Source organism: Burkholderia sp. MSHR3999, assembly GCF_000833595.1.
GTDB lineage: Bacteria > Pseudomonadota > Gammaproteobacteria > Burkholderiales > Burkholderiaceae > Burkholderia > Burkholderia ubonensis.
The window spans coordinates 143,637-166,796 of record NZ_JRFO01000002.1 but is presented as its reverse complement, the minus strand read 5'-3'; the positions used below and the strand labels follow the sequence as shown (position 1 = coordinate 166,796).

The 23,160-nt window shown below is 65.4% G+C and carries 22 protein-coding genes and 1 pseudogene; 12 read left to right on the top strand and 11 right to left on the bottom strand.

Annotated elements, in window-relative coordinates; translation table 11 throughout:
• Positions 1–389: 389 nt before the first annotated feature.
• Positions 390–1,913, top strand: a complete 1,524-nt coding sequence (locus KY49_RS11510; RefSeq protein ID WP_042584800.1) for a peptide MFS transporter — start codon at positions 390–392, stop codon at positions 1,911–1,913.
• Positions 1,914–2,026: 113 nt separating this feature from the next.
• Complete coding sequence (locus KY49_RS11505) at positions 2,027–2,230, top strand: hypothetical protein (protein ID WP_042584799.1); 204 nt, start codon at positions 2,027–2,029, stop codon at positions 2,228–2,230.
• A gap of 30 nt (positions 2,231–2,260) precedes the next feature.
• On the opposite strand, the gene KY49_RS11500 is transcribed toward KY49_RS11505, so the two are convergent.
• The 3 genes from KY49_RS11500 to KY49_RS11490 all read right to left on the bottom strand — a co-directional run bounded on the left by KY49_RS11500 (position 2,261) and on the right by KY49_RS11490 (position 4,808).
• A complete protein-coding gene (locus tag KY49_RS11500) occupies positions 2,261–3,367 on the bottom strand; it encodes an OpgC domain-containing protein (protein ID WP_042584798.1) in 1,107 nt (368 codons plus the stop codon).
• A gap of 240 nt (positions 3,368–3,607) precedes the next feature.
• Complete coding sequence (gene rarD / locus KY49_RS11495; RefSeq protein ID WP_042584797.1) at positions 3,608–4,504, bottom strand: EamA family transporter RarD; 897 nt, start codon at positions 4,502–4,504, stop codon at positions 3,608–3,610.
• A gap of 7 nt (positions 4,505–4,511) precedes the next feature.
• Entirely contained in the window at positions 4,512–4,808 is a 297-nt protein-coding gene (locus KY49_RS11490) for an acylphosphatase (RefSeq protein ID WP_029226273.1), read from the bottom strand.
• Positions 4,809–4,961: 153 nt separating this feature from the next.
• Here KY49_RS11490 and hpnA point away from each other — a divergent pair, with 153 nt between their 5' ends.
• Positions 4,962–5,969, top strand: coding sequence for a hopanoid-associated sugar epimerase (hpnA, locus tag KY49_RS11485; protein ID WP_042584796.1), 1,008 nt, complete (start codon positions 4,962–4,964; stop codon positions 5,967–5,969).
• Positions 5,970–6,077: 108 nt separating this feature from the next.
• Positions 6,078–7,514 carry a hypothetical protein gene (locus KY49_RS11480; protein ID WP_042584795.1) on the top strand — a complete coding sequence of 479 codons (1,437 nt, stop codon included), beginning with the start codon at positions 6,078–6,080 and terminating at the stop codon, positions 7,512–7,514.
• 94 nt (positions 7,515–7,608) lie between these two features.
• Here the strand turns inward: KY49_RS11480 and KY49_RS11475 are convergent, their stop codons facing one another.
• Positions 7,609–8,796: a glycosyltransferase gene (locus KY49_RS11475; protein ID WP_042584794.1), complete on the bottom strand. Its 1,188-nt coding sequence runs from the start codon at positions 8,794–8,796 to the stop codon at positions 7,609–7,611.
• Positions 8,797–9,232: 436 nt separating this feature from the next.
• Here KY49_RS11475 and ispH point away from each other — a divergent pair, with 436 nt between their 5' ends.
• The 5 genes and pseudogenes from ispH to KY49_RS11450 all read left to right on the top strand — a co-directional run bounded on the left by ispH (position 9,233) and on the right by KY49_RS11450 (position 12,592).
• Positions 9,233–10,174, top strand: a complete 942-nt coding sequence (ispH, locus tag KY49_RS11470) for a 4-hydroxy-3-methylbut-2-enyl diphosphate reductase (protein WP_042584793.1) — start codon at positions 9,233–9,235, stop codon at positions 10,172–10,174.
• Between the two features lie 12 nt (positions 10,175–10,186).
• Positions 10,187–11,347, top strand: a complete 1,161-nt coding sequence (gene hpnH / locus KY49_RS11465) for an adenosyl-hopene transferase HpnH (RefSeq protein ID WP_042584792.1) — start codon at positions 10,187–10,189, stop codon at positions 11,345–11,347.
• 248 nt (positions 11,348–11,595) lie between these two features.
• Positions 11,596–11,811, top strand: coding sequence for a hypothetical protein (locus tag KY49_RS39135; RefSeq protein WP_197083563.1), 216 nt, complete (start codon positions 11,596–11,598; stop codon positions 11,809–11,811).
• Between the two features lie 42 nt (positions 11,812–11,853).
• Positions 11,854–12,120: pseudogene (locus KY49_RS39130) on the top strand (hypothetical protein); the annotation flags it as partial.
• Positions 12,121–12,226: 106 nt separating this feature from the next.
• The gene (locus KY49_RS11450; protein WP_042584790.1) at positions 12,227–12,592 is read left to right on the top strand and encodes a DOPA 4,5-dioxygenase family protein; all 366 of its coding nucleotides are present in this window, start codon (positions 12,227–12,229) and stop codon (positions 12,590–12,592) included.
• A gap of 24 nt (positions 12,593–12,616) precedes the next feature.
• On the opposite strand, the gene trhA is transcribed toward KY49_RS11450, so the two are convergent.
• Complete coding sequence (trhA, locus tag KY49_RS11445; RefSeq protein ID WP_042584789.1) at positions 12,617–13,237, bottom strand: PAQR family membrane homeostasis protein TrhA; 621 nt, start codon at positions 13,235–13,237, stop codon at positions 12,617–12,619.
• Between the two features lie 197 nt (positions 13,238–13,434).
• Between trhA and KY49_RS11440 the strand changes: the two genes are divergently transcribed.
• A complete protein-coding gene (locus KY49_RS11440; RefSeq protein WP_042584788.1) occupies positions 13,435–14,829 on the top strand; it encodes an MFS transporter in 1,395 nt (464 codons plus the stop codon).
• Positions 14,830–15,050: 221 nt separating this feature from the next.
• Here the strand turns inward: KY49_RS11440 and KY49_RS37085 are convergent, their stop codons facing one another.
• From KY49_RS37085 to KY49_RS11425, 4 genes are all read right to left on the bottom strand, one after another.
• A complete protein-coding gene (locus KY49_RS37085) occupies positions 15,051–15,992 on the bottom strand; it encodes a HEPN domain-containing protein (RefSeq protein WP_269433284.1) in 942 nt (313 codons plus the stop codon).
• A 5-nt stretch (positions 15,993–15,997) separates the two neighbouring features.
• The gene (locus tag KY49_RS11435) at positions 15,998–17,071 is read right to left on the bottom strand and encodes a DUF262 domain-containing protein (RefSeq protein WP_197083561.1); all 1,074 of its coding nucleotides are present in this window, start codon (positions 17,069–17,071) and stop codon (positions 15,998–16,000) included.
• Between the two features lie 140 nt (positions 17,072–17,211).
• Positions 17,212–17,418 (bottom strand): YbdD/YjiX family protein, encoded by a 207-nt coding sequence (locus tag KY49_RS11430; RefSeq protein ID WP_006766647.1) that lies wholly within the window; start codon positions 17,416–17,418, stop codon positions 17,212–17,214.
• 12 nt (positions 17,419–17,430) lie between these two features.
• Positions 17,431–19,509, bottom strand: coding sequence for a carbon starvation CstA family protein (locus KY49_RS11425; protein WP_042584787.1), 2,079 nt, complete (start codon positions 19,507–19,509; stop codon positions 17,431–17,433).
• Positions 19,510–19,843: 334 nt separating this feature from the next.
• On the opposite strand from KY49_RS11425, the gene KY49_RS11420 reads away from it, so the two are divergent.
• Both KY49_RS11420 and KY49_RS11415 read left to right on the top strand, forming a co-directional pair.
• On the top strand, positions 19,844–20,227 hold the full coding sequence (locus KY49_RS11420) for an SH3 domain-containing protein (protein ID WP_042584983.1): 384 nt from the start codon (positions 19,844–19,846) through the stop codon (positions 20,225–20,227).
• A 149-nt stretch (positions 20,228–20,376) separates the two neighbouring features.
• The gene (locus KY49_RS11415; RefSeq protein WP_042584786.1) at positions 20,377–21,078 is read left to right on the top strand and encodes a hypothetical protein; all 702 of its coding nucleotides are present in this window, start codon (positions 20,377–20,379) and stop codon (positions 21,076–21,078) included.
• Between the two features lie 52 nt (positions 21,079–21,130).
• Here the strand turns inward: KY49_RS11415 and KY49_RS11410 are convergent, their stop codons facing one another.
• Positions 21,131–21,616: a hypothetical protein gene (locus KY49_RS11410; RefSeq protein WP_042584785.1), complete on the bottom strand. Its 486-nt coding sequence runs from the start codon at positions 21,614–21,616 to the stop codon at positions 21,131–21,133.
• A 467-nt stretch (positions 21,617–22,083) separates the two neighbouring features.
• The gene (locus KY49_RS11405; protein ID WP_269433283.1) at positions 22,084–23,091 is read right to left on the bottom strand and encodes a CfaE/CblD family pilus tip adhesin; all 1,008 of its coding nucleotides are present in this window, start codon (positions 23,089–23,091) and stop codon (positions 22,084–22,086) included.
• Positions 23,092–23,160 lie beyond the last annotated feature (69 nt).

Below are 23,160 nucleotides of genomic sequence, written 5' to 3'. Positions count from 1 at the left end.
AAACACCGTTCGGCCCAGGCCGCGAAACGCGCTATCTTGCCAGACTCGACGCCTTCACAGGCAAGCTGCAAGCGGCTCTCCGGGATATTGCCGAGGCCCTTGACGCAAACTTACAAAGACATGACGAGACGAATTGTCCTGAAAACTCCTGACACGTCAGGGATTTCCCGGTGTGGCGCGGACCTGACGCGGCGCACCTGTCAACGTTACCAGTCGCGCGCCGGCCGAAGCCTCGCGCCGCCTGTCACAGGAGGCGACTGACCCCGATGCGGGCCAGTCCGCCCGATTTTGCCGCCGCCTTCGCGCTGCCTACCCGGCCGATACGCGCAGGCACCAGATCGACCCTTGGCAGCGCGCGATCCGCGCCGCCCGCTTGAACCGAAATTGACATGCATTCACCTTCACCTGTTTCGCAAACCCGATCGTTTACGACGGTCTTCCTCATCGAGATGTGGGAGCGCTTCGGCTATTACGGCATGGCGGCGCTTCTCGTCCTCTTCATGGTCGACAAGCTCGGCTTCACCGACAGCCATGCGAACCTGACCTGGGGCGCGTTCACCGCGCTCGTCTACGCGTCGCCGTCGATCGGCGGCTGGATCGGCGACAAGGTGCTCGGCGCGCGCCGCACGATGATCATCGGCGCCGCGGTGCTGTGCGCCGGCTACCTGATGCTCGCGGTGCCGAACGACCGGCTCGCCTACATGTACGCGTCGCTCGGCGTGATCGTGGTCGGCAACGGCCTGTTCAAGGCGAATGCCGCGAACCTCGTGCGCCGGATCTACGAAGGCGACGACGCACGCATCGACAGCGCATTCACGATCTACTACATGGCCGTCAACATCGGCTCGACCGTGTCGATGCTCGCGACGCCGTGGATCAAGGACCACTGGGGCTGGCATACCGCGTTCGCGGTCTGCTGCGGCGGCATGCTGCTCGCGATCCTCAACTTCGTGCTGATGCACCGCACGCTCGCGCACATCGGCTCGCAGCCCGACGACGCGCCGATCCGCTGGAAGCGCCTCGGCGCGGTGGCGGCCGGCGGCGCCGCGCTCGCGCTCGTCACGCTGTACGTGCTGCAGCACAAGCAGCTCGCGGTCGCGAGCGTGTGGGCCGCGGCGTTCGCGATCCTCGCGATCTTCGCGTACATGATCGCGAAGTCGGAGCGCTCGGAGCGCGCCGGCCTGATCGCGGCGCTCGTGCTGATCGGCCAGGTGATCCTGTTCTTCATCTTCTACGTGCAGATGTCGACGTCGCTCACGCTGTTCGCACTGCGCAACGTCGATCCGCGCTTCGTCCTGTTCGGCACGACGCTGTTCACGTGGAGCGCCGCGCAGTTCCAGGCGCTCAACCCGATCTGGATCATGGTGCTGAGCCCGGTGCTCGTGCTCGTCTACAACCAGTTCTCGAAGCACGGCCGCGATTTCCCGGTCGCCGCGAAATACGCGCTCGGCTTCGGCGTGGTTGCGCTCGGCTACCTCGTGTTCACGATCAGCGGCCGCTACGCCGTGGACGGCCGCGTGTCGTCGTGGTTCATGGTGTGGGGCTACGGCCTCTACTCGCTCGGCGAGCTGCTGGTGAGCGGCCTCGGCCTCGCGATGATCGCCCGCTACGTGCCGGCGCGCATGAGCGGCTTCATGATGGGCGCGTATTTCGTCGCGACCGGCGTGTCGCAGTACCTGGGCAGCGTGGTCGCGAACTTCGCGCAGATGCCGTCGCACGAACTGCCGGCGACCGAATCGCTGCCGCTCTACCTGTCGCTGTTCGAGAAGCTCGGCTGGCTCGCGGCGATCGGCATGCTGCTCGCGCTGCTGCTGCTGCCGATGATGAACCGCCTGTCGCGCCAGCATCAGCGCTGCGTCGAAGAGCGCCGCGAAGAGGCCACGTCGGCAACGGCAGCCGTCGCGGCTCAGTGAAATCCCTTGGCGCGCTGCGTGCGCGCCACATTCTCCTGCCGATTCCCCGCGCCCGTCCTACACTGGTTGCAGGGAGCGCTTCCGACGAGACGCGCGACAGGCAGGAGAAAGTCATGAAAAGCAAGACGACGCGGCTCTTGAGGATGCTGTCGGATATCCGGCGCGCGCAACGCTGCACTGCGCTGCGCGCCGCGAAGGCGGCCGCCGAAGCCGACGCGGTGCTCGCCGAACGCAACGACGCCGACGACGATCGCGGCGAAGCGGACACCGACGACGCACCGCCCACACCCCGCTCCCGTATCGGCTCACCTCACTAGGGCGCGCAGCGCCCGCGCCCGCACGCCCCCTTACGCGGCTGCTTCGCGCCGCCGCGCCAGCCACGTCCCCGAACTCGCGAGCGCCATCATCAGGCCCAGCGCACACGCATCCGCGGCCAGTCCGACGCCGATCACATGCGGCAGGCGCGCGCCGTGCGCCGCCGGATGCAGCAGCGAATCGAGCGTCAGCGAGATCGCGGCCCCCGCGACGAAGCACATCAGCCCGCGCTGGCCGACCGCGACGACCGGGCGCACCGCCCGCGCGATCCGCGCGACCCAGCCGTAGCGCACGCAATCCGCCATCAGCCAGGCGATCGCCGCGAAGTTCACGACGCGCGCGAACGCCAGGTCGCGCTTCATCATCCCCTCCGGCAGCGGCAGGCCCGAGAACAGCTTGACGCTCGCGCAGGCCAGCACGATCGCGCACGCGACGCCGGTCGCCGCGGCGGCCCACCGCCCGAGCGCGACGCGCCGGTAGACGGGCTGGCAGCGCGCGAGCACGCCGGCCACGAACACCAGCTGCCATGCGAACGGATTGAAGCTCCAGTGGAACGTGTCGCTATCCAGCAGCTCGGGGCCGAGCCAGCCCGCGGCGAGCCACGACGACACGCTCGCGGCGGCGAGCAGCCACGGGCGCCGCCGCGCCCACGGCACGAGCGCCGGCGCCGCCAGCGCGAACAGCACGTACATCGGCAGCACCGCCGCGAGATACGGCTGGCGCTGGAACGTGAGCAGCTCGGCGAGCCCCGTCAACGGCGTCGCGAGCATCACGCTGACGTCGTCGAGCGCGAGGTTCGGCGCATCGATGCCGTAATGGTCGAGCACCGCGGACACGGCGAGCATCAGCGTCGACGTTGCGAGGAACGCGCGATAGATCTGCATCGCCCGGCCCACGAACCGCCGCTGCGCGGCGCGCGCGCCGTGCCGTGCCGCGATCGCGCCGTACGCGCTCGCGGTCGCGAAGCCGCCGAGAAACACGAACACCTCGGCGGCGTCGCACAGCGCGAACGCGTGCAGCGTCACGCGCGACAGCACGCTCGCGTTGATGTGATCGACGACGATCATCAGCAGCACGACGCCCCGGAAGAAGTCGACTTCGATCAAGCGGCCGGCGGCGATACGCGGTGGACCGTTCATCGGAAAGCGGCATACGAAGGAATGACGATCAGGTCAGTCTAGTGGCCGCTCAGGGAAGACCCTAAGTAACAAAATGCAACCGAATCTTCTGTTCGATTACCGGTGCGAAATCCGCGACACGCCGCGCGGGAGAAGCGGGCGGCGTGGTCAGCGCAACGTCAGCGAGCGGTCAGTTGGCAGTCAGTCTGACGACAGCGTGCGATCGCCTCGCGGGTCGACGCCGCAGCAGTCACGCCACGTTCAGCGAGCGTGCAAGCGCCGCATCAGCATCGCGCTGTGCCACGCGGTCAGCGCGACAGCGACCCAGATCGGCCCGTAGGTCGCGAGCTTCGCGACCGTGAGCGTCTCGCCGAGCAACAGCAGCGACACCACGACGAGCAGCACCGGCTCGACGTAGCCGAGGATGCCGAACAGCGCCATCGGCAGCATCCGGCTCGCCTTCAGGTAGCTCGCCAGCGCGAGCGTGCTGAGCGCGCCGAGCCCCGGCAGCAGCGCCGCCCACAGTGCGGGATGGCCGGCGAGCGGCGTCGCGCTCGTCGCGGCCATCACGGCGGCGACCGGGCACAGCAGCGCCACCTCGACGGCGAACGCGGCCAGCGAATCGGCATTGATCCGCCGGCGCAGAACGAAATACGGCGGATAGCCGAGCGCGACGACGAGCGTCGGCCACGCGAACGCGCGCGTCGCCCACACCTCGTGCGCGACGCCGAGCGCCGCGCACGCGATCGCCACCCACTGCAGCGGATCGAGCCGCTCGTGATAGTAGAAACGGCCGACGAGCACCATCGTCAGCGGCAGCAGGAAGTAGCCGAGCGACACTTCGAGCATCCGCCCGTGCAGCGGCGCCCACATGAACAGCCAAAGCTGCACGCCGAGCAGCGCGGCGCTCGCGGGCAGCGCGACCAGCAGGCGCCAGTCGCGCACGGCCCGCCCGGCCAGCGCGACCAGAGCCGGCCAGCGGCCGCGCAGCGCGATCAGCGCGAGCGCGCCCGGCGCCGTCCACAGGATCCGCCACGCGAAGATGTCGAGCCCCGTCAGCGGCGCGAGCAGCTTCGCATAGGCGGACAACAGCGCGAACATCATCGACGCCGTCACCGACAGCACGAGCCCGCGCCCGGCCTCGGGATACCCCGTCATCGGCCGCTCACTGCTGCTGGAAGCGTTCGTAGCGCTTGTCGGTCTGCCGTTCCTCGAACGTCACCTCGGTCACGCGCGCCGCCGGCGGCCCGTGCCGCAGCCATGCGAGCATCCGGTCGATCTGCGCGCCGGGGCCCTGGAGCATCGCCTCGACGCTGCCGTCTTCAAGGTTCGCGACCCAGCCGCGCAGCTTCAGCGCGTGCGCCTCGCGCACCGTCGCATGACGGAAGCCGACGCCCTGCACCACGCCGCGCACCCGCACGTAGTAGGTTTCAATCCGTTCGTCATGGTCGTCGCGGCTCATCGTCGTCACCTTGCTGTTGCATCCAAGCCCGGCATTGTAGTCGCGCGCGCCGCACCATGTCAGTGCCCGTCTCCCCTCGCGCCGAACACGTACAATCTCGCACGATGCACAACCGCCGCGCCGCCCGCGCGCGGACATGAGGACTCGACTTGCATGACTGATACATCCCGCGATCTCGTTCTGGTCACCGGCGCGTCCGGTTTCGTCGGCTCGGCCGTCGCGCGCATCGCGCAGCAGAAGGGCTACGCGGTGCGCGTGCTCGTGCGCCCGACCAGCCCGCGCACGAACGTCGCGGATCTCGACGCCGAGATCGTCACCGGCGACATGCGCGACGAAGCGTCGATGCGCACCGCGCTGCGCGGCGTGCGCTACCTGCTGCACGTCGCCGCCGACTACCGCCTGTGGGCGCCCGATCCGCTCGAGATCGAGCGCGCGAACCTCGAAGGCGCGGTCGCGACGATGCGCGCGGCGCGCGCCGAGGGCGTCGAGCGGATCGTCTACACGAGCAGCGTCGCGACGCTGAAGGTCACGAGCGCGGGCGACCCGGCCGACGAGAACCGGCCGCTCACGCCCGAGCAGGCGATCGGCGTATACAAGCGCAGCAAGGTGCTCGCCGAGCGCGCGGTCGAGCGGATGATCGCCGACGAAGGGCTGCCCGCGGTGATCGTCAATCCGTCGACGCCGATCGGCCCGCGCGACGTGAAGCCGACGCCGACCGGCCGCATCATCGTCGAGGCGGCGCTCGGCAAGATTCCCGCGTTCGTCGACACGGGGCTGAACCTCGTGCACGTCGACGACGTCGCGAACGGCCATTTCCTCGCGCTGGAGCACGGCCGCATCGGCGAGCGCTACATCCTCGGCGGCGAGAACCTGCCGCTGCAGCAGATGCTCGCCGACATCGCGCAGATGACCGGCCGCAAGGCGCCGACGCTCGCGCTGCCGCGCTGGCCGCTGTACCCGCTCGCGATGGGCGCGGAGGCGGTCGCGAAGTTCACGAAGAAGGAGCCGTTCGTCACCGTCGACGGGCTGCGGATGTCGAAGAACAAGATGTATTTCACGTCCGCGAAGGCGGAGCGGGAGCTCGGCTATCGCGCCCGGCCGTACCGCGACGGGCTGCGCGACGCGCTCGACTGGTTCCGCTCGGCGGGCTACCTGAAATAACACAAAGCGGCGCGCATTGCGCCGCTTTGCGCACTTTGTTACACGCCGCACGCGAACCGGCATCGGCGCAGCAGGTAAAATCGCGGGTCTTACGTAGAGAAAGCACGCATGAACCTGAACGATCAGATCGATGCGCTCAATGCCGGCGTCGATCAGCTCCTCCACGATCAACACGCCGCCCAGCAGGCGGCACGCAGCGCCGAAGCATTCGCGCGCGCGGCCGCGGCGGAAGCCGACGCGGCCGCCCAACGTCATGCCGCGGCCGAGGCTGACGCGCAAGCTGCCGCGCAGCGCCATGCTCAAGCGGCCGCCGAGGCCGAAGCCGCGCTGCAGCGCCACACCGCGGCGAGCGCCGAAGCGCAAGCCGCCGCGCAGCGTCACACCGAGGCCGCCGCGCAGGCCGAGGCCGCCGTGCAGCGCCACGCGGAGGCGACCGCGCTGACCGAAGCGCTCGCGCAACGCCACGCGGACGCCGAAGCCGCATCGCAGCGCCATGCGGCTGCGATCGCCGAAGCCGAGGCCGCCGCGCAGCGTCACGACGCCGCCGCGACCGAGGCGGAAGCCGCCGCGCAGCGCCATGCCGCCGCCGCCGCGGAAGCCGAGGCCGCTGCGCAACGTCACGCGGCTGCGATCGCCGAGGCGCAAGCCGCTTCGCAGCGCCACGCGAATGCGATCGCCGAAGCACAAGCCGCCGCGCAACGCCAGGCCGACGCGGCCGCGCAGGCCGAAGCCGTCGCGCAGCGCCACGCCGAAGCCATCGCCGAGGCCGAAGCCGCCGCGCAGCGCCATGCCGAGGCGACCGCGCAGGCCGAAGCCGTTGCGCAGCGCCACACCGAAGCGATCGCGGAAGCCGAAGCCGCCGCGCGACGCCACGCCGAGGCGACCGCGCAAGCCGAAGCCATCACGCAGCGCCACGCGTTGGCGCTCGCGGAAGCCGAAGCCGCCGCGCAGCGTCACGAAAAGGCCATCGCCGACGCCGAAGCGCTCGTCGAAGCCGTCGTCAACGGGGCCGCGTCGGCGGAAACCGTGGAAGCCGTGGAAACTGCCGAAACTGCGGAAGCCGTTGAACTCGCGGACGCGCCGGAAGCCGCAGCCGCGCCGGCCACCGACACCCATGCACCCGCGCCCGCGGCAACCGAAGCCGAAACCGAAACCGCAACGGAACCGGAATCCGCGTCAGCACCGGCGTCCTCCGAAGAAGCGCCCGCCGCCGCAGCGGACAAACCGACGCTGCATGTCGCCCGCCCGTCGCAGAACGAGATCACGCTGACCGTCAACGGCGAATCGATCACGCTGCAGCCGGAACAGCTGAGCCAGTTGATCGAGGAACTCGCGCACGCGCGCGCGTCGATGCAGCCGGAACAGCCGGCGGGCATCCCGGCCGGCTGGCGGTTCGTGTCGACGAAGAATCCGATGATGGCGGTGCAGAAGCAAGCGAACGGCGACCGCCTGCTGGTCGCGCGCCACACCGGCTTCGGCTGGGTGCCGTTCACGTTCTCGCCGGACGTGGTGATTCAGATGTACATGATGCTCACCCAGCGGTAAGCATGGGGCGGCCATCCGCGGGATGGCCATCGAAGGGCGGCCTTGCGCCGCCCTTTTTCACATCGGGCCCGCCGCGCCGCGCGGGCCGAGGCGCTCAGCGCTCCACCGGCGCCTGCACGCGCGCCTTCCACTGCCCGCCCTTGCCGCGCCAGTAGCGCCACGCGGACGCGAACGTCGCGCCGACGTAGAACGCCGCGACGAGCGGCAGCGCGGGCGCCCACCACGGCGAGCGCCGGTAGTAGCGCAGCATCGGCGCATAGGCGGTGCACATCGACGCCCACGCGAGCCAGGCCGGCCATGCGTGCGCGCCGTAGGCCAGCGCGGCGACGGGCGGCACGAGGTAGATGATCGTCATGCCGAGCAGCGTGCCGGCCAGCAGCCACGGCGAATAGTGGAGCTGCGTGAACGCGGTGCGCGCGATCATGTTCCAGATGTCGCGCCAGCTGTCGTACGGACGCAGCGACACGCTGCGCTCGGCGAGATCGAGCCGGATCGGATGGCGGCCGCCGCCGCGATGCTTGATCTGCGCGGCGAGGCTGCAGTCGTCGATCAGCGCGTTGCGGATCGACTCGATGCCGCCCGCCTCCTCGAGCGCCGTGCGCTTCACCAGCATGCAGCCGCCGGCGGCGCCGGCCGTCTTGTTGCGCGGATCGTTGATCCACGAGAACGGGTAGAGCTTCGCGAAGAAGAACACGAACGCCGGGATCAGCGCCTTTTCCCAGAACGAATCGCAGCGCAGCCGCACCATCAGCGACACCAGGTCGCGACGCTCGGCCTGCGCGCGCGTGACGAGCTGCGCGACGGCGTCCGGCGGATGGCCGATGTCGGCGTCGGTCAGCAGCAGGTAGTCGGCCGGCAGGCCGAGCGCGCCGACCGCCGCGATCCCCTGCGACTGCGCCCACACCTTGCCCGACCAGCCGGCCGGCAGCGGCTTCGCGGCGAGCACGGTCAGGCGGTCGGCGCGGTTGATCGCGAGCGCCGCCGCGCGGGCCGCGTCGGCGGTGCCGTCGTCGCTGTGGTCGTCGACGATGATCAGGTGAAACGCGCCCGGATAGTCCTGCTCGAGCAGCGAGGTCGCCGCGCGGGCGATCACGTCGGCTTCGTTGCGCGCCGGCACGACCGCGACGACGGCCGGCCAGCCGGCCTCGGCCGCCGCGCCGCGCGCGTCGGGCGGCAGCGGCCGCGCCGGCTGCGCGCGCCAGAAGCCGCCGCGCGCGGCGAGCAGGACGATCCAGATCAGCAGCGACAGGCAGGACAGCAGGAACACGATCGCCAGCATCATCGGCGCGCCTCCCGGCGGGCGCAGCCCGCGGCGGAGCCGGGCGCTGCAATCAGGGTCGGATTTAAAACGCCGAAAACGGCGCGTGCGGCCTGCGGCGCCGCAGGGCAATACTCGTAGGAATCGACGGTCATCGAGGGGGGCCTTGAAATGTGCTCGACGTCAGGCAACCGAAAGGAAGCCTGCGAAACCGCCTAGTTTACTGGGTTCCGCGCCGGCGGGCGCCGACACGGCTGTCCCACGCCTGCAACGCGATTGCAACACGTTCGAAACAGCACCAGAGCAAGGACCTGCCGATAGAGTTAAAATGCGCGATTAATTCGGGGTGCCGGGCCCTGGCCTGCCGGGTCGTTCCTGCATTCATAACATCAAGTCGGGACGATCGAGCTGGCATGCCGGCTCCCTCGAACCCCGCGTCTGTCGTCGGAGTTCGCTCAATATGCGAGTCATCCTTGCCCAGCCCCGCGGCTTTTGTGCGGGGGTTGTCCGCGCGATCGAGATCGTCGATCGCGCGCTGCAACAGCACGGCGCGCCGGTTTATGTGCGTCATGAAATCGTCCATAACCGGCACGTTGTCGAAAATCTGCGTAATAAAGGGGCGCGATTCGTTGAGGAACTCGACGAGGTGCCTCACGGCGCTGTCGCGATCTTCAGCGCGCACGGTGTCGCCCAGACGGTCGAGCGCGACGCGCAAACGCGCGGGCTCGACGTGCTCGACGCGACCTGCCCGCTCGTCACGAAAGTGCACGTGCAGGGCCGCCAGTACGTCGCGGCGGGCCGCCGGCTGATCCTGATCGGCCACGCGGGCCATCCGGAAGTCGAAGGCACGATCGGCCAGATCCCGGGCGAGGTCACGCTCGTCCAGAGCGAGGCCGAGGTCGACACGCTGACGCTGCCGGTCGACACGCCGGTCGCGTACGTCACGCAGACGACGCTGTCGGTCGACGACACGCGCGGCATCATCGAGGCGCTGCAACGCCGCTTCACCGACATCGTCGGGCCGGACACGCGCGACATTTGCTACGCGACGCAGAACCGGCAGGCGGCGGTGCGCGAGCTGAGCGCGCAGGTCGACGTGCTGCTCGTCGTCGGCGCGACGAACAGCTCGAACTCGAACCGGCTGCGCGAGATCGGCACTGAAAGCGGCGTGCCGAGCTATCTCGTCGCCGACGGCTCGGAAGTGAAGGCCGAATGGTTCGCGGGCGCGCAGACGGTGGGGCTCACCGCCGGCGCGTCGGCGCCCGAAGAGATGGTCGAGGATGTAATCGGCGCGCTGCGCGCGCTGGGGCCCGTCGAGGTCACGACGATGGCGGGCCGTGAAGAAAAAGTCGAATTCAAGTTGCCGGCGAAGCTCACGCAAGCTGTCGCCCGCGAAGTTTAAGGAGGACAACTCTTGTCTATTCCGCTGCTCCAGCAAGTCCGCGTCGGCGCATACATCATGCGCCAACACCTGTCCGGCAACAAACGCTATCCGCTCGCGCTGATGCTCGAGCCGCTGTTCCGTTGCAACCTCGCCTGTAACGGCTGCGGCAAGATCGACTATCCGGACCCGATCCTGAACCAGCGTCTTTCCGTCGAGGAATGCCTGGAAGCCGTCGACGAGTGCGGCGCGCCCATCGTGTCGATCGCCGGCGGCGAGCCGCTGCTCCACAAGGAGATGCCGGAGATCGTCAAGGGCATCATGAAGCGCAAGAAGTTCGTGTACCTGTGCACGAACGCGCTGCTGATGGAAAAGAAGATGGACGACTACCAGCCGAATCCGTACTTCGTCTGGTCGGTCCACCTCGACGGCGACAAGGACATGCACGATCATTCCGTGTCGCAGGAAGGCGTGTACGACAAGGCGGTCGCGGCGATCAAGGAAGCGAAGCGCCGCGGCTTCCGCGTGAACATCAACTGCACGCTGTTCAACGACGCGATCCCCGAGCGCGTCGCGAAGTTCTTCGATACGCTGAAGCCGATCGGCGTCGACGGCATCACCGTGTCGCCGGGCTATGCGTACGAGCGCGCGCCGGACCAGCAGCACTTCCTGAACCGCGACAAGACGAAGAACCTGTTCCGCGAGATCCTGAAGCGCGGCGAAGGCGGCAAGCGCTGGTCGTTCAGCCAGTCGTCGCTGTTCCTCGACTTCCTGGCCGGCAACCAGACCTACAAGTGCACGCCGTGGGGCAACCCGGCGCGCACCGTGTTCGGCTGGCAGAAGCCGTGCTATCTGGTCGGCGAAGGTTACGTGAAGACCTTCAAGGAGCTGATGGAAGACACGAACTGGGACAACTACGGCGTCGGCAACTACGAGAAGTGCGCGGACTGCATGGTCCACTGCGGCTTCGAGGCGACCGCCGTGATGGACACGATCGCGCATCCGCTGAAGGCGTTCGCCGTGAGCCGGAAGGGTATCAAGACCGAAGGCGCGTTCGCACCGGACATCCCGATCGACAAGCAGCGTCCGGCCGAGTACGTGTTCTCGCGCCACGTCGAGATCAAGCTCGAGGAAATCCAGCGCGCCGGCAAGGGCAAGCTGCAGAAGCCGGCGAAGCCGGCCGCGGCGGCTTAAGGCTGTGCCGCAACGCGATGCGCGCAGCGACGATCGCCGCGCGCATCGGCAGCACGAGAAAGGGTGTGACGGAGCGATTCCGTCACACCCTTTTTCTGTTCGTCGGATGGCGAGCAGCGGTCGCGCATTCAGAGTCAGGCGGCCGCCGTCACCACCGATAGCTGACGTCGCCCGTCACGCTCAGCCCGATTGACAGGATAGTGCCAATCCCAAGCTTCAAGCGACACTCATGTCAGATGGCGCGCGGGATGCCGCGCGCGATGGTGCGCTTCATGCCCGAGGCAGACGACGTCGACGACGACGCGCTGCGCAGCGGCCGCATCGACCTGTTCATCAGCGCGTCGCGCCGGCTCGGGCAGGAAATCCGCGTGCGGCCGCTGTTCACGACAAAGTTCGTCGGGCTCGCGCGCAGCGGTCATTCGATCTTCGACGACGACATCACGCCCAAGCACTTCGCGCACTGACCGCATACCGGCGTGTCGCGGCGCGGCAAGTCGTCCGGGCCGCTCGACGCCGACGAGACGCATGAGGACCGCAAGCATCGCGCGGTATGGCTGAAGCAGAACAAGGCGGCGCTCGGCGCGGTGTGCAAGGCGCTGATCAGCGTCGAGCCGGATCCCGAGCGGCGCGCGCGGGTCGCCGAGCAAGGCGAGACGGCCGTCAAGGCGTTCGGGATTCCGCACGAGGCGGTGGCGTCGCTCGACGAGGCCGCCGCGCTCGCCGCGCGGCTGACGGATGCGGACGGCGCAGCGTCGCAGATTCGCCCGACGTGATGCGCGCGGCCGCGCATGACGTGCGTCACTGCAGGCGGCGCCGCACGGCGCGATAATGGCGCTCCGGCCGTCGCCGACGCGACGGCACCCACGCTCGTCTACCCGCATGCACGCTCACGCCACTTTCATCGACGTCACCGCCATCGACAGCTGGCACGCGCACGTCTACTTCGACGCCGCCAGCCGCGATGCGGCCTGGGCCTTCCGGCAGATCGTCGAGCAGCGCTTCGGCGCGATCATCGATCTCGGCCGTTTCCACGAGCGCCTGGTCGGGCCGCATCCGGCCTGGTCGTACCAGATCGCGTTCGCCGCCGCGCACTTCGCCGAGATCGTGCCGTGGCTCGTGCTGAATCACGGCGCGCTCGACATCTTCCTGCATCCGAATACCGACGACTCGCTGCGCGATCATCGCGACGCGGCGGTGTGGATCGGGAAGTCGTATGAATTGAATCTGGCCGGGCTGGCCGATTGACGCGCGACGCGGCCGCGGCATACATCACGCGACGTACAGCGCAATGCTGACGAACTGACACAGGCTGCCGGCCAGAACGAACAGGTGCCAGATGCCATGCCCGTGGCGGATGCGCTCGTCGTTGATGAAAAAGTAGATGCCGGCGCTGTAGATGACGCCGCCCGCCACGAGCCAGGCGGTGCCCACCGGCGGCAGCGCATGAATCAACGGGCGGATGGCGACGAGCGCAAGCCAGCCCATCAGCACGTACAGCACCATCGACACGGCACGGGTGCGCCGCCCGAGGGTAAGTTCCTGCACGATGCCGAACGCGGCCAGCCCCCAGCTCACGCCGAACAGCGACCAGCCCCACGGCCCGCGCAACGTGACGAGGGTGAACGGCGTGTAGCTGCCGGCAATCAGCAGGTAGATCGCCGAATGGTCGCATTTCTGCAGGATGGCTTTCAGACTCGGCTTGCGCACGCTGTGGTAAAGCGTCGAAATCGCATAGAGCACGCAGAGCATCGCGCCGTAGACGCTGAAACTCACCACCTTGTAAGCGTCGCCCTGGAGCGCACCCATCGTCACCAGTGTTGCCAGCCCCGCCATCGATAGCACCGCGCCGACGAGATGGGTAATGCTGTTGAAACGCTCACCGACATGCACGACGTCGTCCTCCTGCGCGGGTTCATCGGGCCAAACAGGTCATATGATACCGGCCGTGACACGACGCCGGGGGCGGGCAGATCAAGCTCGACACACGAGCGGCGACGCGGCGACATCCACGTTTCGGTCCGCGGTGAAACGTCGTCGCCCATCGCGTCGATACATTGGCTTTTTACGCATCCCCGCGCGGGAGTCCGATGAAAGCCAACCTGCATCCCAACGCCCGCCGGATCCTGGCGGCGACCAGCGTCAGCTACACGCTCGTCCTGCTCGACGCGTCGATCGTCAACGTCGCGCTGCGAGAAATCGCCCGGACGCTCGACAGCCGGGTTGCCGGGCTGCAGTGGATCGTGAACGCCTACACGCTGACGTTCGCGAGCCTGCTGCTGACGGGCGGCACCCTGTGCGACCGGTTCGGCGCGCGCACCGTCTACGTCGCGGGGCTCGCGGTGTTCGTCGCCGCGTCGGCGTTGTGCGGCTTCGCGCCGAACCTCACGGCCCTCGCGCTGGCGCGCGTGCTGCAAGGCGTCGGCAGCGCGATGCTGGTGCCGTGCTCGCTCGCGTTGATCAACCGCGCGTATCCCGATCCGGGCGAGCGCGCGTCGGCGGTCAGCATCTGGATGGGATGCGGCGGGGTCGCGATGGCTGCCGGCCCGCTGATCGGCGGGCTGCTGATCCATTTGTTCGGCTGGCGCAGCATCTTCTTCGCGAACCTGCCGATCGGGCTGGCCGGCGTATGGCTCGCGCGCTCGGCTGCGCGCGCCGATGCCGCGCGAACCCGGCACTTCGACTGGAAGGGACAGGCCGCGGCGATCGTCGCGCTCGGCACGCTGATCGGCGTGCTGATCGAGGGGCCGTCGCTCGGCTGGCGCGCGACGCCGATCGTCGCCGGCATCGTCGTGTGCTGCATCACATGGATCGCGTTGCTCGTGATCGAGGCGCGGGGGCGCGATCCGATGCTGCCGCTGGCCTTCTTTCGCAGCCCGCTCTTCGCCGGATCGACCTTCGTCTCGATGGCGTCCGCGTTCGTGTTCTACGGCCTGCTGTTCACGTTCAGCCTGTTCTACCAGCAGGTTCGCGGCGAGTCGCCGCTCGATGCCGGGCTCGCGTTCCTGCCGATGACGGCGATGGTCGCGGCCGGAGGCCTGCTGTCGAGCCGGCTCGTCAGGCGCTTCGGCGGGCGCTGGCCGATGTGCGCCGCGTTCGGCCTGTATGCGGCAGGGGCGCTCGGCATGATGCTGTCGAGCGCGACGTCGCCGTACTGGCTCGCGATCGGCCCGATGCTGGCGATCGGGTTCGCGTCGGGCTTCATCTCGCCGGCCGCGACCTCGCCTGCGCTCGGCGCCGTCGAGAAAGGCCGCGCGGGCATCGCGGCGGCCGTCCTGAACGCCGCGCGACAGAGCGGCTCCGCCCTCGGCGTGGCGGTCTTCGGCGCGTTCATCGCGACGCTGCAGCCGTTTCAGGCCGCGATGCGGCTCACGCTCGCCGTCACATTATCAGCGCTCGCCGCCGCAGTTTGGTTGGTGGCACCGCGCGCGGCGTCGGCGATCGATGAGCGTGTCACGCAGACGTGTGCGGTCGATCAAGGATAATCGTCAGTCAACACGTCTTGCCTCATACACTGCTGTTCGCCGATCTCGTGACGCACAGTGATACGTCTAAGTAGTCACCGCAGCGCACAATCGCTCACGTGAATTGTGGTGCAGGGAAGCGCCATGATCGATGTCTTTGCGTCCCGCCTCAAACGGGTGCCTGACATGCTCAATGATATATCCTTGCTCTGAACAATACGTTCGCGCGTAAAACTACAAGGTTACTCACCTGCCGCGCGACAGTACCACTCTTTCGGCTTGCCTGTTCCATCCTGGATTACCAGCACCCCTGGATCAATCGCCAGCTTCTGAAGTCCAATCGCCTTTACCGTGTGCAGCGCCGGATCACTATTTAATGTCTTTGATTTCGGTTGCCCATCCTGTATTAGACGATACTTCCCCCGATACGGATTTTCACTAATAAAGTATATTTTTATGTCGCCCGCCTTAAGAAGGCGCATAGCCTGATGACGCGCAATGGAAGAATTCATATTTAACGCCGCAGAACTCAAAACAATGTCAAAAGCAACACCAATTGACATTGCCGAAGCAACCTTTGCCTTCAGATCGATACTCGGGATGTCATATATCTGCTTATGTGCAGCCGAGTGGCGCGCCGTTGCCAACTGCTCAAATTCCTGCTTCGCCGGATTGGCAGTAGCCAGCTGCAAGCGCCGAGCCGTATAGTAGATCGCCTCCCAAGGCTTTTCAACCAAGAACGAATCCAGAACATCGAATATTTCAGATGCCTGAACATTCGTCTTGGAATTCGAGAACGCGTATCTTGATATAGAATAATGATTCTCCCCCAGCGTCGCCAATTTCTTAAATTCAGCACGAAGAAACGCCAACCGCTGATCCTCCTCAATATACTGAGATTGAAATGCAAGACTTTGCAAGGCAACCTGGGAAGCCGATGTTTGAAATTTTTGCGATAAATTAGAAAATGGCAGCGATGCCGGTGTAATATGCTCAAGGATTTGAGCAATTCTTTCTCGAAGAAAATCCTCCAACGCAGAAAATATCATTACACACAACCCACAGCGAAGTTGCTTCGCTCGCTCATTGTGCGAAGAATCTGCATTGTTAACCAGAAGCGGCTCCTCGCACGCACTGGAAATGGCTTGCAATCGCCGAAGGAAATTGGCACGTTCACTTCGCATAATAATTAGCAGTGTTCCGCCAACATTTCAACCATCATTTCAACACGCATTTTTACGCGAGTCGGCGTGTTTGTGGAGACTCGAATCGAGTCCTCAAATTCACTCACCCCAAATAATGACCGCGTCGCACCAATAACCTTTTGTCGCTTGGAAATAAGCTTCTTAAATTTAGCATCCGACAATTCCGAGACGGCAATCATCTGGGCATCGTAGAGAGCCGAGAGGAATTGGTCCCGATACACATTGCTTGCCACATCGAATCGTCGAAAAGCGTGGTCCCCCCACAATGATTGACATCGCTCCAAACTCGTAACATACAGTGATTGAAGCTTTTTCAGCCTAGCCAGCGTCGGATTTCTATTTATATCCATATATCGGTCCATCGATCTTCGGTAATCACCCGAAAACGACTGCCACTCATTCAGCATCGTGAAGAATCGAAGGACGTATTCAACATCCGACATCGACAAATATGCATCTTCCTTTTTCGTCTTGATTTTAAGCTGCTTTCTCAAAAAAGGCTGATCAGACAATTGAATCAGCAAGTCATTTAATTTTCCACGATACATTGCATTTCTCACCTCTTGAGGCTGCAACGGAACGCCACCAGTATTCAATCTCGTGAAAACTTCATACTTCAATTGCGGATCACTTTGCTTCAACAAGGTAACCACGCGAACGTAGGGCCTTATCGTCAATGCATTGCGCAAATCAATCGGCAATTCAGCCAATTGCAACCCACTCAACTCATCAAATCTAGCCGGCTTAAAAAGAGAAAACTCCTGCCTCATAAATCTTTTAATCGCCGTCAACCGCTGCTTTCCATCAATTACGGAATAAGTACCAAAATCCTCCTCTGCCAAGTAAACCGGCGGAACCGGAATATTCAATAAAAAAGATTCGATCAACGCAGATTGAGCCGCTAGCGACCAGCGTTCCCGACGTTGATATTCTGGCTGCACATCGATTGCGCCAGCATCAACCATAGCGGCAATGGTTTCGAGCGACATATCTGCCGCCTGAATCACTAGGCTATCTTGCGCCTTACCAAAACGCTCTACTATTGTTTTCGATTTCACTGTAGACATATCATTCGAAGCAAAAATGTGGCGGCTAACATATTACATTAAACAACCTCTCACCACTATCCACCGGCAAGAAAAAAGGCACCGAAACATAGTTTCGACGCCTTTTTTGATGAGAGAAACTCAAATTGCTATTAACAACACTTCCCCGCCCCCGATCCATACCGCGCGTTCTGACGTTCGCGGAAAAATTCCTCGTACGTCATCGGCTCGCGGTCCGGATGCGTATCGCGCATGTGCGCGACGTAGGTGTCGTAGTCGGGCAGGCCGACCATCAGCCGCAACGCCTGCCCCAGGTAGCGGCCCGCGCTGCGCAGATCACTGCCGAGATCGGAGAACATCGCGGCTTCTCCTTAGCGTCCGCTGCCGAGCGCCTGCGCCGCCGGCATCGCCTCGTACGGCGTCTCGCGCACGGTCGGCTTCGCATCGCTGCGCGCGCGCCGGATCGCGAGCACGCCGTACACCGCGATGCTCACCACGACGAGAATGAACAGCCCCGCGAGCGCGGCGTCGATGTAGTCGTTGACGATGATCCGCTTCATCTGCGCGATCGACTTCGCCGGCGCCAGCACCTTGCCTTCGTCCACGGCCGCCTGCAGCTTCGCGGCGTGCGCGAGGAAGCTCACCTTCGGGTTCGCATCGAACACCTTCTGCCAGCCGGCCGTCAGCGTGCAGATCAGCAGCCATACGGTCGGCACCAGCGTGACCCACGCGAAGCGCTCGCGCTTCATCTTGAACAGCACGACGGTGCCGAGCACCAGCGCGATCGCCGCGAGCATCTGGTTCGAGATGCCGAACAGCGGCCACAGCGTGTTGATGCCGCCGAGCGGATCGACCACGCCCTGGTACAGGAAGTAGCCCCATGCGGCGACGCACAGCGCGGTCGCGATCAGGTTCGCCGGCAGCGATTCGGTGCGCTTGAGCGCCGGGTGGAACGTGCCGAGCAGGTCCTGCAGCATGAAGCGGCCCGCGCGCGTGCCCGCATCGACGGCCGTCAGGATGAACAGCGCTTCGAACAGGATCGCGAAGTGATACCAGAACGCCATCATCGCCTCGCCGCCGATCACCTGGTGCAGGATGTGCGCCATGCCGACCGCCAGCGTCGGCGCGCCGCCCGCGCGCGCGATGATCGTCGTCTCGCCGACGGCCTTCGCGGTTTGCGTGAGCATGTCCGGCGTCAGCATGAAGCCCCATTGCGTGACGGTGTTCGCGACCGCTTCCGGCGTCGTGCCGAGCACGGCGGCCGGCGCGTTCATCGCGAAGTAGATGCCCGGCTCGATCACGCAGGCGGCGACGAGCGCCATGATCGCGACGAACGATTCCATCAGCATCGCGCCGTAGCCGATGAAGCGCGCGTTGGTTTCGTTGTCGAGCAGCTTCGGCGTCGTGCCCGACGAGATCAGCGCGTGGAAGCCCGACACCGCGCCGCACGCGATCGTGATGAAGAGGAACGGGAACAGGTTGCCCGACCACACCGGGCCGGTGCCGTCGACGAACTTCGTCAGCGCGGGCATCTTCAGTTCCGGCGCGACGATCAGGATGCCGATCGCGAGACCGACGATCGTGCCGATCTTCAGGAACGTCGACAGGTAGTCGCGCGGCGCGAGCAGCAGCCACACCGGCAGCACCGACGCGACGAAGCCGTAGCCGATCAGGATCCACGTGAGCTGCGTGCCGCTGAACGTGAACCATGCGGCGAGCGTCGGCGAATCGTGCACGGTCTGGCCGAACGCGATCGACGCCATCAGCCCGACGAAGCCGATGATCGACACTTCGCCGATGCGGCCAGGACGGATGTAGCGCGTGTAGACGCCCATGAACAGCGCGATCGGAATCGTCGCGGCGACGGTGAACGTGCCCCACGGCGAGTTGGTCAGCGCCTTCACGACGATCAGCGCGAGCACCGCGAGGATGATCACCATGATCAGGAACGCGCCGAACAGCGCGATCACTCCCGGCACGGTGCCGAGCTCCATCTTGACGAGATCGCCGAGCGAGCGGCCGTCGCGGCGCGTCGAGATGAACAGCACGATGAAGTCCTGCACCGCGCCCGCGAACACGACGCCCGCCAGGATCCACAGCATGCCGGGCGTATAGCCCATCTGCGCGGCGAGCACCGGCCCGACGAGCGGCCCGGCGCCGGCGATCGCGGCGAAGTGATGGCCGAACAGCACGTACTTGTTGGTCGGCACGTAGTCGAGGCCGTCGTTGTGCCGGACGGCCGGCGTCATCCGCAGCCCGTCGAGCTGCATGACCTTGCTGGCGATGAAGCGGCTGTAGAAGCGATACGCGATCAGATACACGCAGACGGCGGCGATCACGATCCAGAGGGCGCTGACCCGCTCGCCGTGCGCGAGCGCGATGGTGCCGAACGCGAACGCGCCCAATAGCGCGACCGCAATCCAGATCAGGGTGCTGGAAGCCCGATTCATGGTGTCTCCTGTGGTTATTGATATCGCGCGGCGCTTGGGCCGCCGCGCTCGTGTGTCGGTATGGCACGTCACGCCGACCTCGCAAAGGCCGGCATGATGGGCTCGTAGTATTCGCGTTCGGGGGATCGCTTACAAGCGGATAATTACGTATGCATGGCTACGTAGAATTACGTAGATCAAATGCACGCATTGGCCGTCGGCGTGCATCTTGAAAGGCATTCGCTGAAGCACATGCGGTATTTCCGATTGGAATTTCCGCTTTGCCTGCCGTTAAACTTGCCGGCTTTTGATGACCGGTCGAACACTTGCCTTGCCCTGCCTCCTCGGAAAAACCATGAATACCAAGATTTCGAAACGCATCCGGGCAGCCGCCCTCTTCGCGCTGTGCGCATGCATCGCCCCGATGTACGCCCATGCAAAAGGCCCGGTGGATTGCCGTCAACTCAACGAAGCGGTCGGGGGCCCCGGCGACGATTTCAGGCCGCCGGTTTCCGCAACGGTCATCGGCTCGGGGCGCGCCTATTTTCATTCGGCTCCCGACGCGCAGTGCGTCACCAAGCGAACCTTCATCATTCCCGGCGACTCCGTGACCGTCTATAAGCCGTACAAGGGCTGGTATCAGATCATGTACGTGAACGGCAAGACGGGGGAGGATTTCGAAGGGTGGGTCGAGGCAGGTCGCCTGAGCTTGGGCGGTCACTTGGGCGGGAATCAGTAGTCAACTGCGTTCGGCAGTTGCCCATCAGGTAATCAACCGCTCGCAGCGGCAAGCAGCTCCGCGGAATAGAACCTAGAATTGAACGCAGCGCCGGCCGTCGCTGTGCCCCGGCCGGGCGTTTCCCCTTCCCATCGTCGGAAGCAGCCGCCATGAACCTTCACGATGCGCGCGTCATCCGCCCCGCGCTGGGCGCACTCTGCGTGGCTTCGCTCGCGACGCTGTCCGCGTGCGGCGGCGAAGCGTGCTTCGGCTTCAACGATGGATGTTTCAACGGAAACGGCAACGGCACGCAGACCATCACCGTCTCCGGCACGGCCGCCACCGGCCCGGCGCTGGCCAGCGCGACCGTCGCCGCCCGCTGCGCGCAGGGTTCGGGTTCCGCGCTGTCGGACGGCGGCGGGAACTACAGCCTGACGTTCAACGCGACGCTCCCGTGCGTGCTCACCGTCACGTCTGGCGGCGCGACCCTGCATTCCCTCGCGTTCGCCGGCGGCACCTTCAATACGACGCCCGAGACCGACCTGATGCTCGTCTACCTCGCATCGCAGCTCGGCACGACCACGGCCGGCCTGATCGCCAACCTGCCGAACAGCGCGCATGTGCAGCAGGTGCTGGAAAACCAGTCCGACGTGCAGGCCGCGCAGGTGGCGGTCGTCGCGAATCTCCAGCAGCGCTACGCGGTCACGCTGACGACGCAAGCGTTCCTGACGACGCCGTTCGTGGTCGGCCAGCCCGGCGTCGACAGCGACCTCGTCGCGCTGGCGAAGGCGGGGGCGATCGACGCCAACGGCATGCCCGACCCGGCCGCCGTGCAACTGCTGGCGCAGGCCGGTGCCGCGCATCCGCTGTGAGCGACGCCAAGTCGGCGCGTCAACGAAAGGCGTGAACCGAAACGGCTTCGCGTCAGGCCTGCGTCGAGACCAGACCGCCCGTGGGACTGCTCGACTGCTTGCGCAGCAATTCCACCATCTTGGCGACCGCGGTTTGCAGCGCGGCGGACACTTCGCCGGCCTGCGCGACCAGCGCCTGCTGTTCGATCTGGGCCGCGGGGTCCTTCTTCGCCCGCTGGCCAGCCTGCGCTATCTGGGCTTCCAGCTGCGCGAGCTGCTTCTGCAGCTTCTCGATCAACTCCTTCAGCTGCTTGACCGCCGGGTCTTCGGCCTTGCCGTTCGCACCGCCCAGCGGCGCGGAGCCTTCGGCCGATGCGGGCTGTGCGGCGTTCGCATTCGCGCCTGCGCTCGTGCCCGACGCTGCGGTGGAGCCAGCAGCGGTGGAGCCGGCGGCGGTGGAGCCGGCGGCGGTGGCTTGCTGATTGCCCGATGCGCCGGCCGTCGTCGGGTTCGCCGCAGCCTGTGCCGGGCCCGCGACCAAAGAGGAATCGATCTTCATGACGTGCTTCCGTGTGTTTAGTGAATGAACCGTGACAGCTGAACGTGAGGTTCCATACAGTCGTATTACGGCATTCGTCACACGAAACTTGAGGAAAGCGGCGCGTCTTATGTCTTAGCTAAGTTCGCAAAAGTGCAGCGCCATGAAGAAAATGGGAGCGGCAAGCGATTCCGAATTGATACGGGCCGTTCTCGATGCCGTCGGAGGCGATCCGTCGCAGATTCATCCAGCGGTTCGATCGCCGTGAACGACATCGGAACGGTCGAGCGCGTTGCCTGATCGGACGGGCCTCTCCCCCCTCCCACGAGTCGCGCCCCAGGACAGCGCGCTCATCGAACGCCGGCGGTGACTTCACAACGAGTGTCAGCCATGGCGCACGTCGTTATCAACGTCCGCCACGGCCCGTCGAACCTGGCTGGATTCCGAGCATCTCGCGCCGGGAACACGCGTCAAGGGTCCCGCAAGCGCTAGAGACTTGCCGACGACGGCGTGAACGTGATCGTCAGCTTGTTGCTGTACTTTCCGGGGCGCTTCCACACCGACTGGAATTCGGGCGTCTCGAGCGTCAGCGGCGTCGGCGTGCAGACGACCGGAACCGGAATGCCGGGCAACGAGACCGTCCGCCCCGCGCTGTTGTTCACGCCCTGAAGCCGGACGGTCTCGTTGTTCGGCAGCACGATTTTCTTGCCGGCGTACGTGAGACTCGCGTTGTAATCGACGCGCGATGCATATGCGCCGCTCTTGTCCGATTCGAGCAGCACCGAATAGCTGCCCTTGTCGCGCCGGTCGATCGTGAGGCCGTCGCTTGCGGTAACGTCGAACCACGTGCTCTGCGAGTTGTATCCGTCGTACAGGCACATGTCGACGTTCGACGTGCCGCTCAGCCGGCTGCCATTCGGCAGCGTGCGCAGCTTGAGGTCGACCACGGGCGTCGCATTCGTGAACTCGGGCAGGTAGACCTGGATGTTGTTCTTGTCGGTGACGTTCAACTTGATTGCTGCTTTGAAGACGGCGAGCGTCGGAGGGCTGCTCGCGCCCCATATTCTCAAGTTCAATTGAAGGTTCGCCTTCCAAGTTCCGCCCGACGGGAGGTTCTTCAGCTCCGAGACCGGAATCTTGACGAAGAGCTTGCGTCCGTCCCAGCCTATGGCATCGCAATTGCCCACGGTAGCGGACTGCGCCATCTCGATCGGCGTTCGCGCGATCGACACGGTTTCCGAAGCGGCGTTGCCGTTGCAATCGACGTGGCGACTGTAAGCATTTTCTCCATGAAGATTCAGCACGGCTGTGGCGCCAGTCTTTTCCTCCTTGAACGAAAGCCGGATCGTGGACGAGTTGCCTGCCACTATCCATATCGGCTCGGTCGCGCACGCACCTGTCGTCGTGGTGGTGGTCGACTGGCACGTCCACGTATTTCGCCCCCACTTCAGGTAATCCGCCGTGTCGTAGCCGCCCGACGCGCCGTTGAATATCATGACGTCTCCCTGCGGCGCACCTCGATCCAGCGTGGCTTCAACGGTATCGTTGCGGTTGGCAGGCGCCTC

Excerpts from the sequence above, each read along its gene's own strand:
- KY49_RS11480 (WP_042584795.1), top strand. The coding sequence starts at position 6,078 with ATGAACCTGAACGATCAGATCGATGCGCTCAATGCCGGCGTCGATCAG.
- KY49_RS11505 (WP_042584799.1), top strand. The coding sequence starts at position 2,027 with ATGAAAAGCAAGACGACGCGGCTCTTGAGGATGCTGTCGGATATCCGG.
- KY49_RS11415 (WP_042584786.1), top strand. The coding sequence starts at position 20,377 with ATGAACCTTCACGATGCGCGCGTCATCCGCCCCGCGCTGGGCGCACTC.
- KY49_RS11490 (WP_029226273.1), bottom strand. The coding sequence starts at position 4,808 with ATGAGCCGCGACGACCATGACGAACGGATTGAAACCTACTACGTGCGG.
- hpnA (WP_042584796.1), top strand. The coding sequence starts at position 4,962 with ATGACTGATACATCCCGCGATCTCGTTCTGGTCACCGGCGCGTCCGGT.
- ispH (WP_042584793.1), top strand. The coding sequence starts at position 9,233 with ATGCGAGTCATCCTTGCCCAGCCCCGCGGCTTTTGTGCGGGGGTTGTC.
- KY49_RS11440 (WP_042584788.1), top strand. The coding sequence starts at position 13,435 with ATGAAAGCCAACCTGCATCCCAACGCCCGCCGGATCCTGGCGGCGACC.
- KY49_RS11450 (WP_042584790.1), top strand. The coding sequence starts at position 12,227 with ATGCACGCTCACGCCACTTTCATCGACGTCACCGCCATCGACAGCTGG.
- KY49_RS11475 (WP_042584794.1), bottom strand. The coding sequence starts at position 8,796 with ATGATGCTGGCGATCGTGTTCCTGCTGTCCTGCCTGTCGCTGCTGATC.
- KY49_RS11430 (WP_006766647.1), bottom strand. The coding sequence starts at position 17,418 with ATGTTCTCCGATCTCGGCAGTGATCTGCGCAGCGCGGGCCGCTACCTG.
- KY49_RS11420 (WP_042584983.1), top strand. The coding sequence starts at position 19,844 with ATGAATACCAAGATTTCGAAACGCATCCGGGCAGCCGCCCTCTTCGCG.
- KY49_RS39135 (WP_197083563.1), top strand. The coding sequence starts at position 11,596 with ATGCCGCGCGCGATGGTGCGCTTCATGCCCGAGGCAGACGACGTCGAC.
- KY49_RS37085 (WP_269433284.1), bottom strand. The coding sequence starts at position 15,992 with ATGCGAAGTGAACGTGCCAATTTCCTTCGGCGATTGCAAGCCATTTCC.
- KY49_RS11425 (WP_042584787.1), bottom strand. The coding sequence starts at position 19,509 with ATGAATCGGGCTTCCAGCACCCTGATCTGGATTGCGGTCGCGCTATTG.
- rarD (WP_042584797.1), bottom strand. The coding sequence starts at position 4,504 with ATGACGGGGTATCCCGAGGCCGGGCGCGGGCTCGTGCTGTCGGTGACG.
- KY49_RS11410 (WP_042584785.1), bottom strand. The coding sequence starts at position 21,616 with ATGAAGATCGATTCCTCTTTGGTCGCGGGCCCGGCACAGGCTGCGGCG.
- KY49_RS11500 (WP_042584798.1), bottom strand. The coding sequence starts at position 3,367 with ATGAACGGTCCACCGCGTATCGCCGCCGGCCGCTTGATCGAAGTCGAC.
- KY49_RS11405 (WP_269433283.1), bottom strand. The coding sequence starts at position 23,091 with ATGATATTCAACGGCGCGTCGGGCGGCTACGACACGGCGGATTACCTG.
- KY49_RS11510 (WP_042584800.1), top strand. The coding sequence starts at position 390 with ATGCATTCACCTTCACCTGTTTCGCAAACCCGATCGTTTACGACGGTC.